Origin of the sequence: Nocardia sp. NPDC006982, from assembly GCF_042869435.1 — a bacterium.
In the GTDB taxonomy this organism is placed as follows: Bacteria; Actinomycetota; Actinomycetes; order Mycobacteriales; family Mycobacteriaceae; genus Nocardia.
Genome location: NZ_JBIAFV010000002.1, coordinates 17,527 through 31,062, shown reverse-complemented (window position 1 = coordinate 31,062; position 13,536 = coordinate 17,527). Strand labels below are relative to the sequence as shown.

Annotated in this window: 12 protein-coding genes; 2 read left to right on the top strand and 10 right to left on the bottom strand. The window is 66.2% G+C overall.

Features of this window, described 5'->3' with window-relative positions:
- Positions 1 to 102 precede the first annotated feature (102 nt).
- From ACFYOW_RS09160 to ACFYOW_RS09145, 4 genes are all read right to left on the bottom strand, one after another.
- On the bottom strand, positions 103 to 786 hold the full coding sequence (locus ACFYOW_RS09160) for a hypothetical protein (protein ID WP_387286169.1): 684 nt from the start codon (positions 784 to 786) through the stop codon (positions 103 to 105).
- An 18-nt stretch (positions 787 to 804) separates the two neighbouring features.
- On the bottom strand, positions 805 to 1,542 hold the full coding sequence (locus ACFYOW_RS09155) for an energy-coupling factor transporter transmembrane component T family protein (protein WP_387286168.1): 738 nt from the start codon (positions 1,540 to 1,542) through the stop codon (positions 805 to 807).
- Positions 1,542 to 3,656, bottom strand: coding sequence for an ATP-binding cassette domain-containing protein (locus ACFYOW_RS09150; RefSeq protein ID WP_387286166.1), 2,115 nt, complete (start codon positions 3,654 to 3,656; stop codon positions 1,542 to 1,544). Before ACFYOW_RS09150 ends, ACFYOW_RS09155 begins: the two co-directional genes overlap by 1 nt.
- A gap of 88 nt (positions 3,657 to 3,744) precedes the next feature.
- Positions 3,745 to 5,211, bottom strand: coding sequence for a flavin-containing monooxygenase (locus ACFYOW_RS09145; RefSeq protein ID WP_387286164.1), 1,467 nt, complete (start codon positions 5,209 to 5,211; stop codon positions 3,745 to 3,747).
- A gap of 134 nt (positions 5,212 to 5,345) precedes the next feature.
- Between ACFYOW_RS09145 and ACFYOW_RS09140 the strand changes: the two genes are divergently transcribed.
- Positions 5,346 to 6,404 carry an AraC family transcriptional regulator gene (locus ACFYOW_RS09140; protein WP_387286162.1) on the top strand — a complete coding sequence of 353 codons (1,059 nt, stop codon included), beginning with the start codon at positions 5,346 to 5,348 and terminating at the stop codon, positions 6,402 to 6,404.
- Here the strand turns inward: ACFYOW_RS09140 and ACFYOW_RS09135 are convergent.
- Positions 6,401 to 7,180, bottom strand: a complete 780-nt coding sequence (locus ACFYOW_RS09135; RefSeq protein ID WP_387286160.1) for a metallophosphoesterase — start codon at positions 7,178 to 7,180, stop codon at positions 6,401 to 6,403. The genes ACFYOW_RS09140 and ACFYOW_RS09135 overlap by 4 nt on opposite strands.
- A gap of 161 nt (positions 7,181 to 7,341) precedes the next feature.
- Positions 7,342 to 7,776 (bottom strand): MarR family winged helix-turn-helix transcriptional regulator, encoded by a 435-nt coding sequence (locus ACFYOW_RS09130; protein ID WP_387286158.1) that lies wholly within the window; start codon positions 7,774 to 7,776, stop codon positions 7,342 to 7,344.
- 86 nt (positions 7,777 to 7,862) lie between these two features.
- On the opposite strand from ACFYOW_RS09130, the gene ACFYOW_RS09125 reads away from it, so the two are divergent.
- A complete protein-coding gene (locus ACFYOW_RS09125; RefSeq protein ID WP_387286156.1) occupies positions 7,863 to 8,507 on the top strand; it encodes a TIGR03086 family metal-binding protein in 645 nt (214 codons plus the stop codon).
- 58 nt (positions 8,508 to 8,565) lie between these two features.
- Here the strand turns inward: ACFYOW_RS09125 and ACFYOW_RS09120 are convergent, their stop codons facing one another.
- From ACFYOW_RS09120 to ACFYOW_RS09105, 4 genes are all read right to left on the bottom strand, one after another.
- Positions 8,566 to 8,925 (bottom strand): hypothetical protein, encoded by a 360-nt coding sequence (locus tag ACFYOW_RS09120; RefSeq protein WP_387286155.1) that lies wholly within the window; start codon positions 8,923 to 8,925, stop codon positions 8,566 to 8,568.
- Positions 8,926 to 9,007: 82 nt separating this feature from the next.
- The gene (locus tag ACFYOW_RS09115) at positions 9,008 to 9,799 is read right to left on the bottom strand and encodes an RluA family pseudouridine synthase (protein WP_387286153.1); all 792 of its coding nucleotides are present in this window, start codon (positions 9,797 to 9,799) and stop codon (positions 9,008 to 9,010) included.
- 333 nt (positions 9,800 to 10,132) lie between these two features.
- The gene (locus tag ACFYOW_RS09110; protein WP_387286152.1) at positions 10,133 to 11,140 is read right to left on the bottom strand and encodes an adenylate/guanylate cyclase domain-containing protein; all 1,008 of its coding nucleotides are present in this window, start codon (positions 11,138 to 11,140) and stop codon (positions 10,133 to 10,135) included.
- Between the two features lie 52 nt (positions 11,141 to 11,192).
- Positions 11,193 to 13,532: a galactose oxidase-like domain-containing protein gene (locus ACFYOW_RS09105; RefSeq protein ID WP_387286150.1), complete on the bottom strand. Its 2,340-nt coding sequence runs from the start codon at positions 13,530 to 13,532 to the stop codon at positions 11,193 to 11,195.
- Positions 13,533 to 13,536 lie beyond the last annotated feature (4 nt).

Sequence of the window (13,536 nt, the reverse complement as noted above, 5' to 3'; positions counted from 1 at the left end):
GATGACACGGTACCGCGCACAAAAGGTTTAGAGGAATGCTTTTCGGGGTATTCAACAATGCTCACATGATGAGTCTTGTTATAGCTCTTCGCTATCCGGTCATCATCCGGGCTGCTGCAAGACATTGATCGCGCGGGCGATCACCAAGATCACCAGCACCAGCGAGATCGCCGATTGCAGCATCATCGTCGCCTTCGCCCATCGCGACATCGGCATCACATCGGTCGGGCTGAACGCCGTCGCATTGGTGAATGCCAGATACAGATAGTCAGGGAACTGTGGCTCCCAGTCGGGTCCGGCCAGGTCCGGGCTCTGCATCTGCACGAACAGGAAGTCCGGCAACGGCTTTCGCGCATGTGCACGAGCCGCGGGTCCGCCGCGATCGAACTCCCAATACCAGAGTCCGAACACCACCACATTGGTCAACCAGACCGAACCGCCCGAGACGAGTAGTTGCACTGGATCGGTGAGAGTTCCATTGAGCAGTTGGAACACCAGTCGACCCGCCGAGACCGCTGTGGCCAGACTCAGCAACCCGGTCAGCAGCAGGCCGCCGCTGCGCAGCCAGCGCTCTTCCCGGTTGAGCCGGAACGGATTCGCCACCACCAACACACCGAGCAACAGGACTTCGAGCACGGGCAGCACCAGCCAGGCGGGCTGTTGGCGAAGTTCCTTCGGCGCGACCTGCAGCACCACGATCACCACCACGGCGAGTGTCGCGGCCAACCGCGACTCACCCTCCGTCTTGCGTTGCCAGGCAGGTACATCCTCGTCTTGGTCCCGCACAGAGGCCAGTATCGCCGATCAGGTCAGCAGATCCAGGACGACCGCGCCGAGGCAGACCGTGACAACAATGGTCAACGCGATCGCGTCATTGCGTCCTGGAGCGCTCGGATGGGCGGTGAGCTGGCCGGTGCCGCCGCGCGCGGTGATGGCCTCGCCCAGTTCGGTTGCCCGGCGGCTGGATACCGCCATCGCGGCGGTGAGGATATCGACGAGCGGATTATCGGCGGCGCGAGTGAGCAGGCCATCCTTCGGGCGCAGTCGGCGTGCCGCACGCAGCACCCGGATCTCGTCCATCAGCAGCGGCAATCCGCGCAATGTCAACGCGATGACCACTGCCCATTCGTCTACGGGCACGCGGAATCGGCGCAGTGGGGAGCCGAGTTTGGCCAGCGCGGGGGCGATATCGCCCATCGGGGTGGTCCAGGCGATCAGGAACGAGGAGGCCAGCAGGATCAGGCCGAAGACAGTGACATTGGTGTAGCGCAGCACGGCGTCGCGGCCCACCGGCACATTGAGCAGGGCGCCGATGCCGATCGCCGCCCAGAACCACCACGGCAGGCGCGGCAGCGTGCTCAGCGGCAGTCGGGCCACCAACCCGATCGCGATCACGAAGACGACCATCAAGCCGAGTACCGGCCAGGACGGCAGGAACATCAGCACCACACTGATCAGGAACGCCCCGATGATCTTGGTTCCGGCCCAGAGGCTGTGCACCGGACTGGAAACCGGCACTTCGCGGAACAGCACCGTACTCATTACCGACCTCCGTTCCCGAGTCGCCAGGCCGGATCGCCTGGGCGCGTTCCCGGCATTGTCGTGCGGGAATCCAGCTGGTGCGTGGGCACATTCGCGGTATCGCGGATCGGATCGGTCTCCAGAATGCGTCCGGCCTCGAGGTGTACGGCCCGGTCGCAGACCGCGGCCAAATCGTGCACGTCATGGGAGATGACGATCAGGGTGAGCCCGGAATCGCGCAGGCGGGCAAGCAGTTCCACGATTTCGGCGCGACCGTGCGGGTCCAGTCCGGCCAGCGGCTCGTCGAGCACGACGACCGGCGCGTGGCTGGCCACAATGGCCGCGAGCACCACGCGCTTGGCTTGGCCGCCGCTGAGTTCCTCGATGGAACGTGCGGCCAGTGCGCGATCCAGACCGACCGCGTCCAGTGCGCGTCCGACCGCACCGGATCCGGTGGCCCGGCCGCCCCAGTCCGCGATTTCGTCGCCGACCGTCTGCTTCTGCAGCTGCAGCCGGGAGTGCTGGAAGGCCAATTCCACCCGGCCGATCTGCTTCGCGATCGGCTTACCGCCCAATTCACAACGGCCGGAACTGGGTTCGATCAATCCCGCCATGATCCAGGCCAGCGTCGATTTGCCGGAGCCATTGCCGCCCACCACGAGTAACGCCTCGCCGCGCCGTACCGTCAGGTCGACGCCGTGCAAAGCCGGTGCGGCCCACGGTGTTCCGCGGTTATAGGTGTGGCGGACCTCGCTCAGCTGCAGGATTGTTTCGCCCATCGGCCGACGCCGGATCTCGCCGGCCGGTCGCGGCCAGGCGGGCAGCCGCTCCACGGTCCGGCCACCGGCCAGATGCACCACCCGGTCGGCTGCGGCGGCATCGGCCTCGTGATGGGTTACCAGCACCACGGCCATCGGATGGCGTTTGGGCAGTTCGGCCAGGAGTGCGACGAGATCGCGGCGACCGTCCGGATCGATCATCGAGGTGGCCTCGTCGGCAATGAGCAGCGCGGGGCGGCGGGCCAATGCCGCTGCCACTGCCAGTCGCTGCTGCTGACCGCCCGAAAGCGTTGCGGTCTCGCGATCGCCCATACCGTCCAGGCCGACCTCGCGCAGCAGGCCATCGATATCGATCGCGGCGGCGAGTTCGGTGGACAGACCCCACACCACATCGTCGGCGACGAGTACACCGAGCGTTTGACTCTCCGGCCGCTGCAGCACCAGCGCGGTACCACCCAGATGGCCGAGGCCTGCGGCGCCCGGCCGGTCCACGCCGCCGGTAGTCGGCGGATGTCCGGCCAGCAGCCGGGTCAGTGTCGATTTGCCCGATCCGTTGTGGCCGACAATGGCCACGAATTCGCCGATATCGACCGTGAGATCGATTCCGGATAGCGCATCCACCGGCGCGCCGGGATAGCGGAAGCCGACCTCGCGCAGTCGCACCGGGAGCGGCGCGATCGGCCGGTCGTCGGGTGGTGCGTCGAGCCGGTCTCGACTGGGCAGCCAGGACAGCCGGTCGAGTACCGAGCCGAGTACGAACCAGGAAAACACCGCTGTCGCGATGAAGCCCGCCAGCACACCACCGCCGACCAGGACCCACCACCAGCGGATCGCGGCATCCGCGGCGTCGGCGACTCCGCGTCCGAGGGGTTCCAGCTGGGGCTGCCGCGCCGCCGTCCGCTCCAGGCCCTCGGCGGTGCTGCGGATGGTGTTGAACAGTAGATTCCGTGACCGGGACAGCACGAACAGCGTTCCGACGGCGAACGCCGCGAAGCCGAGACCGGCGATTACCGACAATCCGAGCACCGCGGGCAAGCCGCCGCGTCGACGTTTGACTATGCCGATAATGCCCGCGACGGTGGCCGAACTGAGAATGCCGAATGCGGGCACGATGCCCGCCGCGACGAAGCAGACCAGCACGGCCGAACCGGTCGCGGTGACCAGGGCGCGCAGCCGATAGCGGTGCGCGATCATGGCCAGCGGCACCGCGGCGACCAGCTGCAGCGCCGCGGCGAACGGAATCAGCGCACCGACGGTGACCAGGCCGACGGTGGCACCGCCGAGTACCGCCCCCACCGCCAATTCGATCGGGCGCAGCGGGCCGCGCTCGGTAGGGCGGGCTGGCAGATCACTCACGGGTCAAGTCTGCCAGGATCGGTGTGGACAGTTCGTGTGGTCTTTCTGTGGAGTGCTTGAGGCTGTGTTGATTTGCTCGCTGTGCTCGCTAGGTGACCCGGGTCAGCTCGTAATCGGCGGCCTTCAGCTTGCGGACGCGACGGCGATAGGCGAGCTGGGGACCCGGCCAGTTGTTCGTGATCCGGCCCGAAGCGGTGCGATACCAGCTGGAGCAGAAGTTCCACGGTGTGCGCGCGAGGCGCTGCTGAACCGCGGTATTGAATAGCTCCTCCGCCTCGGGACGCACCTCGAGCACGTGGCCGGGACGTTCGGCGAGCAGTTGGACGGCCTGGCGGATATAGCGGGCCTGCGATTCGATCATGTAGATGATCGAGCCGACGCCGAGATTGGTATTCGGTCCGTAGACGAGGAACAGATTCGGGAAGTCGGGCACGGTAATGCCGCAGTAGGCGTGCGCGCCGCCCTGCCAGGCGTCGGAGAGCTTGCGGCCCGCGCGGCCGTAGATATTCATGGGCCAGAGGAATTCGGTGCCCTTGAACCCGGTGCCGTAGACGATAACTTCCGCCTCATGCACCTTGCCGTCGGCGGTGCGCACGCCGTTCGGCACGATTTCGGTGATGGCGGCGGTCTCGACCTGCACGTTCGGTTCGAGCAGAGCCGGGTAGTAGTCGTTGGAGAACAGGCCGCGCTTACAGCCGATCGGATAGTCGGGGGTGAGTTTGGCACGCAGTTCCGGATCCGGGACCTGCACTTCCAGATGTTTCGACGCGATTTTCGCGACCAGTCGCACGATCCACGGGAATTCGACCAGGCCGAGCGCGATGAATTCGGCGATGGCCCACCAGCCGAAGCGTTCGACGAGCAGGGCGCCGGGCAGCCGCGCGAAGAGTTTGTGCTGGACCGGGGTGTAGTCGGTATCGAATTTGGGCAGCACCCACGCCGCAGTGCGCTGGAACAGGGTGAGATGTTCGACCCGCGGCTGGATCTCCGGAATGTACTGGATGGCGCTGGCGCCGGTGCCGATGCAGGCGACGCGTTTACCGGCCAACTCGACGCCGTGATCCCATTCGGCTGAGTGGAACGCCTGACCGGTGAAGGTATCGATGCCGGGAATATTCGGCAGCGCGGGCCGGGACAATTGGCCGACCGCGGAGATGAGCACGTCGGCGGTGCGGGCCGTGCCGTCCTTGGTCCGTACGGTCCAGCGGCCGGAAGCGTCGTCGAATTCGGCGTCGGTCACCTCGGCGCCGAAATGGATCGCCTCCAGCAGGCGGTGCCGCTGGGCGACATCGCGCAGGTAGTCGTGGATCGCGGCCTGTCCGGAATATCGCTGCGGCCAGTCCGGCTTGGGCTCGTAGGAGAACGAGTACAGCGGCGACGGCACATCACAAGCCGCGCCGGGGTAGGTGTTCTCCCGCCAGACCCCGCCGATGTCGGTGCCGCGCTCCAGGATGGCGATATCGTCGAAACCGTTGCGCCGCAATTCGATCGCCATCCCGACGCCGCCGAAACCGGCGCCGATGATGATGACCGAGGGTCGTTCGCCGGCTGTCATATGTGGCACTCCTCACAGCACTGTAGATGAGTTCCACTCTAAGACCGCTGGTCGTGTATGTGGGATGATCCTTTCGAGCGACCTGCAAGCAGTCGCTACGGGTGCTATCGAGATTTTCGGCCATAATGTCCGCTGTGGAGCGGGTACAGGATCCGGGCATCCGCGACTGGAACTTTCCGCGCGGCATCGCCAGCGTGGCACTCATGGTCGGCTATGCCGGTGAGCAGGGCGTGCCCGTCGCGCGCATGCTCGCCGGAACTGGGCTGACCGAGGCCATGCTGCACGATCCGGACGCGCAGATCGACGCACGCACCGAACTCGCCGTCATCCGCAATCTCGTCCGCGAACTCGCCGATACGCCTGCGCTCGGTATCGAGATCGGTCGCCGGTATCGGATCACCACCTTCGGCATTTTCGGCTTCGCCTGCGTCAGCAGTCCGACGCTCGGTGAGGCGATCTCGTTCGCGCTGCGCTATCTGGAGCTGAGCTTTACCTTCTGCCTGCCTGTCGCGGAATGGGGGGAGGGCGAATTCATCGCCTGGGTGCACGACGAATCGATTCCGGCCGATGTGCGCCAGTTCCTGGTCGAGCGCGATGTGACCGCCATGCATCAGGTCATGAGCGATCTGATCGGTAAACAGCTGCCGCTGACCAGGGCCGAATTCCGTTTTCCCGAGCCGGCATACGTCGATCGGATCATGGAGGTCACTCATGTGCGGCCGCGTTTCGGACGGCCGGACAACCTGTTCACGATCGATCCGGCCATGCTGGAGCAGCCACTGCCGCAGGCGAATGAGCACACCTGGGCCATGTGCCTCGCGCAATGCCGTGATCTGGTGGATCGACGCCGAGCCCGCACCGGTATCGCGGCCGAGGTACGCGAACTCCTCGTGCCCGGCGGTGCCGACGGATTCGCCGCGCCGCGCGGAATCGACTCCGTCGCACGCGATCTCAATATGAGCACCCGCACCCTGCGCCGCCACCTCGATGCCGCGGGTACCAGCTACCGCGCGCTGCTGGACGAGGTGCGCCGCGCTCTCGCCGAGGAAATGCTCACCGCCACACCGCTTTCGGTGAGCGATGTGGCCATCCGGCTCGGCTACGCCGAATCCTCCACCTTCATCTACGCCTTCAAGCGCTGGACCGGCGCGACCCCGGCCGCCTACCGCCGCGAACGGGTGGTGCGCCGCTAATTCGGCTGCACGCCGATCCGGCCGCCCATTGCAACGCTGCGGAAATGCGTTGTGATGCGGCGATTTTCATCGATGATGTGCAGGGCGATGGCCGGATCCGGCGCGTAGTCCATCACGCGATGGGGGAGCTCGAGTTCCCACTCCCCGCCGAGGACGGACGCGGTGCTCGGGGAGATCAGCAGCGGGCGGCCCGCGAAGGTGGTCGTGGCGGCGGAATGCGCATGTCCGGTGATCACGCCGACGATGCGTTCGTCGGCGGCGACCACCTCGGCCAGTTTCTCGGGCTCGGCCAGCGAGATCTCATCGATGACCGGACTGAACAGATGTGCGGGCGGATGGTGCAGCGCAAGGAGAATGGGCGCGTCGGCGGGTGCGGCGGCGAGTACGCCGCGCAGCCAGTCGTAAGTTTCCTCGGTGAGTCGGCCGCCGGATTCGCCAGGGACGCTCGAATCCAGCAGGACCACGGTCGAATTGCCGACTCGGTGTGCGTGGTTGATCGGCGCGGTCGACCCGGATTCGCCGAGCAGGATCGTGCGGAAGGCGGCGCGGTCGTCGTGATTACCGGGCAGGGCGTAGACGGGGATATCGGCATCGAGTGCGACGCGCGCCTCGGCATATTGCTCGGGCTTACCCGAATCGGCGATATCGCCGGTCACCAGAATGGCATCGGGCCTGCGTCGCAGCTCGGCGAGATAGGCCATGACCCGCTCGACGCGTTCGGCATTTCGGGTGCCGAGATCGAAATGGGTATCGCTGACCTGAGCCACCAGGATCATCGGCGTTCGCTTTCTCTGGGGGATCGCTCCATTGCGTCAGAGGGTGTCGCCGTCGTGTGCCGACACGTTTACAGGCTAGATGACCTGCGGGTTACGCGTCGCCATGAGGCTGACCACCGGTAGAAGGCCGCGGGGTCGGAAGTGGTCGCGCGCACATCGGGTCAGCTCGACGGGTCGACGACCGATGCCCACAGCGTCTGCAGTGACCGCAGGAACGACTTGCGATCGGCGGCGGAGAGCTGGGACAGCAGGCGGTTTTCCTGCTCCTGGATATCGCGTTGTGCCTGGTCGCGGGTGGTTCGACCGGCCGGGGTCAGCGAAATCAGGCGTGCGCGCCGGTCGGCCGGATCGAGGTCGCGCTGGATGAGGCCGCGCTGCTGGAGTTCGTCGAGTGTGCCGATGATGCGCGTCTTGTCCGCGCGGATCTTCTTGGCCAACGCCGCCTGGGTGTAGACGGGTTCGTCGCCGAGTCCGAGCAGGACCACATAGCCCCACATGGTCAGGCCGTGCCGCTCGAGTATGGGCAGTTCCGCCATGGCGAGGGCGCGGCCGAGCGGCGCGATCATCGCGGCGAGGTCGGGGCGCTTTTCCGGCATGGGTAGAAAATACCGCTTGGCTTATGATAAGCAGGAGCTTATGATAAGCATGCGCTTATCAATTTGGATATATCGAGAGGACAGCGATGACCACCGATTCCGACACCGCCCCCGAGTTGCAGACCCTTAAATCGCTGGGAACACAGGTCGATTTGATCGCCCTCAATGCCCAGGCCGTGCGCACCAGCATCGAAGTTGTTTCCCAGCTGACTCCCGCCGATTTGGCCAAGCCGACGCCGTGCGCGGGCTGGACGCTGCACGGGTTGCTGGCGCACATGATCACCCAGCACTACGGCTTCGCGGCCGCCTCCCGCGGCGAGGGCGACTTGTCGCTGTGGCGGCTGCGTCCGCTGGGCGATGACCCGGTCGCGGACTACCGTGCCGCCGCCGAACATGTGCTGGCGTCCTTCGCCGAGGACGGCGTGCTCGACCGGTCCTTCCCGCTGCCGGAGTTCACCCGCGCCTTCGAATTCTCCGGAGCCGAGGCAGTCAGCTTCCACTTCATCGACTACGTCGTGCATTCCTGGGACGTCGCCCGAACCCTCGGCCGCACAGTACATTTCGACGACGACCTGCTCGCGGTCGCGCTATCGGTAGCCGAGATCGTCCCCGGTGGTCCGGCCCGCCTGGCCCCTGGCTCCGCTTTCGGACCGGTCGTCACCTGGTCCGGTGACTCCATGCTCGACCAGATCGTCGCGATCCTCGGGCGGTCCCCGAGCTGGCCTGAGTAGTGTTGCTCGAGCGTGATCACCGCGCACTAATTATCTTGCCGCGCACGGAGTTTCCTGGTCATTCCGCGCGTGGGGTGTGCGGCGGTGAGCCCGTGGGCATCGTCTCCTGTGCACCTCCGCTTCCGTGACGCCGCCCCGCGTAGATCCCTTCTCGCGACAGCCGCGACACATCGGCGGTGATTGCCGTGCGTGATTCGGCCTGCCGCGCATGGAATATTCCGTGCGCGTCGGGCTGGAACGTGCGCGGCAGTGCGCTCGCGTGGGCGGCGTCTCCTTCCCTCGGCATATCCGCTCTGGCGAATTGCGCGATTTTGGTGCCGTACCCGGGATTTCCAGTCATTCCGTACGCGGCGCGCGAGAACGTGAGCAGGGTTGGGTGGCCCGGAGAGAGCTGGTCCTCGTGGCTGCTGTGCCACATCGGCTCTGGTTGTCGCCGCGCGGTTTTGGGTGCCGCATTGGAATCGTCTGGTTCCGTGTGCAGCGTTTGGGTCGGGTGAGGGCTATTCAGTTGGGGGGAGCGGGGATTCGGCGGTGCGCAAGAGTTCGTCGGCGTGTTGGAGGAGGGTGGCAGGGTCGGGGATGGGTTGGAGGGGGTGCCAGAAGTCCGGAGTTGGGGTTGCTTGAAGGGTGAGGGTTGGGGGTGTGCGCCAGGGGGCGGCGAGGGCGAGTTGCCAGGAGTGGAGGTAGGTGCGGTCGTATCGGGCGGTCTTGTCGAATAGGGGGTCGCCGACGATGGGGTGTCCGATCCAAGCCAGGTGTACGCGGATCTGGTGGCGGCGGCCGGTGATCGGGCGCACTGCGAGCACGGTGTGGGTGTCCGTGCCCAGGACCGTGGTGAACTGGGTTGTCGACGGATAGTTCTTGGTGGCCAGGAGATCCGCGTCATCGACGAACCAGCGACCGGCCTGCTCGCGAATGGATTCGCGGGGCGCGGCGATTCGCACGCGGTTCTTGCGGCCGACACTGAGTGGCAGTTCGATGACGCCGCGATCGGGCAGGCCGGTCGATTCCACGATCGCCAGATACGCCTTCTCGGCCGTCTGCTTGTTGAACTGCCTGGTCAGCTGCCCGTGCGCGCCCAACTCCTTGGCCAGCAGCACGAGTCCGGAGGTCACCTTGTCGATCCGGTGCACCGGATACAGCGTTTCCCCCACCGCGGCCGCCGCCTCGACGATATCGCTGTCGTGCCGCTCCCCGGTCACCGAAATCCCGGCGGGCTTGTTCAGCGCCAGCACCGCCGCGTCCTCCTCGATAACGCAGCTCTTCCGCAACTCGGCCCACTCGAACTCCACCGGACGAGCTTAGGTCGTGCGCTGCCGGTGTTTGCCGTTGTGGTGCAGCGTGTGGGGCCCGAGGTGGCGAGCTTAGGTCGTGCGCGGCCGGTGTTTGCCGTTGCGGCGCAGCGTGTGGGGCCCGAGGTGGCGAGCTTAGGTCGTGCGCCACCGGTGTTTGCCGTTGCGGCGCAGCGTGTGGGACGCAGGTGGCGAGCTCGGGTCGTGCGCTACCGGTATTCGCCTTCGGCGCAGCGTGTGGGGCCCGAGGTGGCGAGCTTAGGTCGTTCGCCACCTGTATCGCCTTTGCGGGGCAACGTGTGGGACGCAGGTGGCGAGCTCAGGTCGCGTGCGCTATCTGTACTTGCCGTTACGCCGGAGGGTGTGGGGCCGCAGGCGGTTGAAACCGCGGACGCGCACGCTGCGCAGATTGCGGATATCGAACTCCGGATTGCCGTCCAGGGCCGCGGCGGCCTCGTCATCGACGAGTACGGTGCCGGGGCGGGCGACGCCGGTGAGCCGGGAGGCGATATTGACCACCGAGCCGTACAGATCGCCGAAGCGTTGCAGCACCGGCCCGTATGCCACGGCGACCCGCAGCTCCGGCGTGCCGCCGACCATCATCGTGCTCTCCTGGATGGCCAGCGCGATGCGGGCCGCATCCGTTGGATCCTCGGCCGCGAACATGACCTCGTCGCCGACATTCTTGATCACCCAGCCGCCGTTCTCGGTGATCGCGGCGGTGGTGGTGGATTCGAATGCCTCCAGCAGCATGGAGAGTTCGTCGGGGTGCAGATGCCTGGTGAGCCGGGTGTAGCCGACCATATCGGCGAAGCCGACCGCCAGCTCGCGCACCGACTCGCCCGCCGTGGTGCCCGGATCGAGGGAACGGGCCAGGGCCGCGGCGAGGTGGCGGCGCCACGCGTAGGTATTGAGCTGTTCGAGCGTGGAGATGGCCGCCTCGGTGGCGTCGCGCGCGATTTCGGCCGGATCGGTGCCGGGCGCGGCCGCGGCCATCCGAGCGCTGATTTCGGCGAGCACCACATCGACCTGCCATTCGGCCAGTCGTGCCATGCCCTGACCGAGGGTGCGTGCGGTCGCGGCCTGCTGACGGGAGTCCGCCGAGGCGAGCACATTGAGCGCGCGGAAATTGCGCACCGCTGCGATATCGGCGTCGGCGTAGTCGACGGCGGCATCGTCGAGGCCGGCCGGGAAGCCGAGTGCCATCCACAGTCGCTTGGTCAGGTCGGTGGTGGTCCCGGATTCCTCGGCGACCTGGGTCCGGTTGTAGCGACGCCGTCCGTCGAGCAGATACGACTCCACGACCGACTCGACCAGCTCGGATATCTCGGTGGGAACCATGATCGGTACCTTACGGGCCGGGCAGGCGGTCCGGGACTGTGATCGGTCACAATCAGCCCAGGTGCAGCCACTGTCCGATCGACGGCACGCCCTGGTCGTTCACGACGAACACCAGATACCAGCCCGGCGGCGCGAGTGCCGGATTCGACGGCAGCGTGATCGTCACGGAATCTGCTGCGGCGCTGGTGAATTCGAGATCGATCAGGCGTTGCTCGTTATCGGAGGAGTGGGTGCATGCCCCAGGTCGAACGAGGTTCACCTCGCGCAGGGCCGCAGTAGTGGTCGCGGTAACGGTCGCGCCGTGGGCGACAGTGTCCGTCGCGAGCGTGAGCTGCGGTCGGTCGCCTTGGAAAAGATAAGGCGGCCAATAGGTTTCGATGCGCAATTCCTCGGTCTTGCGCGCCGGGTTCGAGCCGGCGGTGATCACCTTGCCGTCGGGGGTGAGCAGGGCGACGGAGTGGTACAGCCGCGGCACCCGGCTGGGCGCGGTGTGCATCCAGGTGCCCATCGCCGGATCGAAGATCTCGGCGTGCGGCGGCGCGTCGTGCGCCATCTCCTCCATACCGGAACCACCGGTGGCCAGCACCGTACGGTCCGGGAGCAGGACCGCGCTCAGATGCATCCTGGCATGATCCATCGGCGGGGCCGCCTGGTATTCCGGTGTGGCAGAGGTCAGATCGACGATTCTGGTATCGGCCAAAGCCGGTGCGGGGCTGTGCATATCGTATCCGCCGCCGCCGAGAATCATGACCCGCTGTTGCTGCGCGGGCGGCAGCAGCACGCTCGCCGACTGATTGCGTGAACCCGGATCGGTGAGACCGGGTACCTCGACAGTCGTGCCGGTCGCCGGATCCCAAATCGAGGGCCGCATGCCGTTGTTCGCACCGTACTGGCCGCCGGTGTAGAACAACCTGCCGTCGGCGAGTAGCACGAGATGCCCGTACATCGGGATCGGACCGGGAGATGGCAGCTGGGACCAGGTTTCGGTGCCGGCGTCGAATAGTTCCGGCACGACGGATAGGAAGTTGTCGGCACCCAGACCCGACACCGCGACGATATTGCCGCTCGGCAGCGGCGCCAGCGACGGGTACCAGCGGCCGAAAGTCATGTCCGGCTTGGTATTCCAGGTCAGCGTCGCCGGATCGAAGATGAGTGCGTCCTTCAGCCCGTAGAACGGGTCGTAGCGTTCGGTACCGCCCGCCGCGAGCAGTCTGCCGTCCGGCAGGAACGCGTGTCCGACGCAGAACATATCGATCGGGGTTCCGGGTGCGCTCAGTCCTGGTCGCGGGTAATGCCAGACGCGCGTGCGGAATTCGTGGGCGTCGTGGCGGTCCGGATCGTTACCGGAACCGGCGAAAAACAACACATCGCCGGTGTGCAGTACGGCGGCGTGCACCGGGTTGATCTCGGTGCCGAAATCGAGAATGCGCCACAAGCCCATATGTGGTGCGTGCGTCAGATCGGTCTCCAGTTCGAGCACGCGCATATAACCGGCATTGACGCCGTCCGGTGCGTCGATGGTGAAGACCACCAGTTCCGCAGGTGTGCCGTCGTGCGGCAGCAAAGCCAGTGCCGCGCCTTGGTTTTCGGCGAAACCCCACTCGGTCTTGGTCCACACGCTCCAGCCGTCGACCGCGTGCCCGGAACCTTCCAGGCCCCAACCGATGGTGTACACACCGGCATTCACACCGTCGGGGTTGTCCACCGCGAAGACGATCAGTTCCGGCCTGCCGTCGCCGTCCAGATCCGCGGCCGTGATGCCCGCGCCTTGGTTCTCCCAGCCGTACCAGTCGGGCACCGCCACCCACGGCGTCCATTCGCCGACCGCGCCGTCCGCGGTCAGTCCCTTGGCCAACCGGAACTGTCCGCTGTTCTGGCCCGGCGGATTGTCGACCGCCAAAACGACCAGGGTGAGCTGCCCATCGACGGACGTGAGGCAGATATCGGCACCCTGGTTTTCCCAGCCGTACCAATCCGGCACGGTGATCCACGGCGTCCAGCCGCCGGTCACCGTGCCGTCCTCGGCCAGATCGCGCCCGATCCGGTAGCAGCCCTGGTTCTGGCCGGGTGGATTGTCCACGACGAACACCACGAGATCGGGTCGGCCGTTGCCGCTCAGATCGCCGATCGCGATGCCTGCGCCCTGGTTCTCCCAGCCGTACCAATCCGGCACCGGCAGCCACGGGCCCCAACTCTTCGTCGAGCCGTCGGGGGCGAGCCCCATGCCCACCCGATATGACGCGGTGTTCTGACCAGCCGGATTGTCCACCATGAGTACGGCGACATCCAGGGCGCCGTCACCATCGATATCCGCGATCGCGATCCCGCAATCCTGGTTCTCCCATGCGAACCAGTCGGGAACGGGAACGAATTGTCCTGCCACGCAATACATCGTC

Excerpts from the sequence above, each read along its gene's own strand:
- ACFYOW_RS09145 (WP_387286164.1), bottom strand. The coding sequence starts at position 5,211 with ATGACAGCCGGCGAACGACCCTCGGTCATCATCATCGGCGCCGGTTTC.
- ACFYOW_RS09125 (WP_387286156.1), top strand. The coding sequence starts at position 7,863 with ATGACCACCGATTCCGACACCGCCCCCGAGTTGCAGACCCTTAAATCG.
- ACFYOW_RS09105 (WP_387286150.1), bottom strand. The coding sequence starts at position 13,532 with ATGTATTGCGTGGCAGGACAATTCGTTCCCGTTCCCGACTGGTTCGCA.
- ACFYOW_RS09130 (WP_387286158.1), bottom strand. The coding sequence starts at position 7,776 with ATGCCGGAAAAGCGCCCCGACCTCGCCGCGATGATCGCGCCGCTCGGC.
- ACFYOW_RS09155 (WP_387286168.1), bottom strand. The coding sequence starts at position 1,542 with ATGAGTACGGTGCTGTTCCGCGAAGTGCCGGTTTCCAGTCCGGTGCAC.
- ACFYOW_RS09120 (WP_387286155.1), bottom strand. The coding sequence starts at position 8,925 with ATGTGGCACAGCAGCCACGAGGACCAGCTCTCTCCGGGCCACCCAACC.
- ACFYOW_RS09110 (WP_387286152.1), bottom strand. The coding sequence starts at position 11,140 with ATGGTTCCCACCGAGATATCCGAGCTGGTCGAGTCGGTCGTGGAGTCG.
- ACFYOW_RS09135 (WP_387286160.1), bottom strand. The coding sequence starts at position 7,180 with ATGATCCTGGTGGCTCAGGTCAGCGATACCCATTTCGATCTCGGCACC.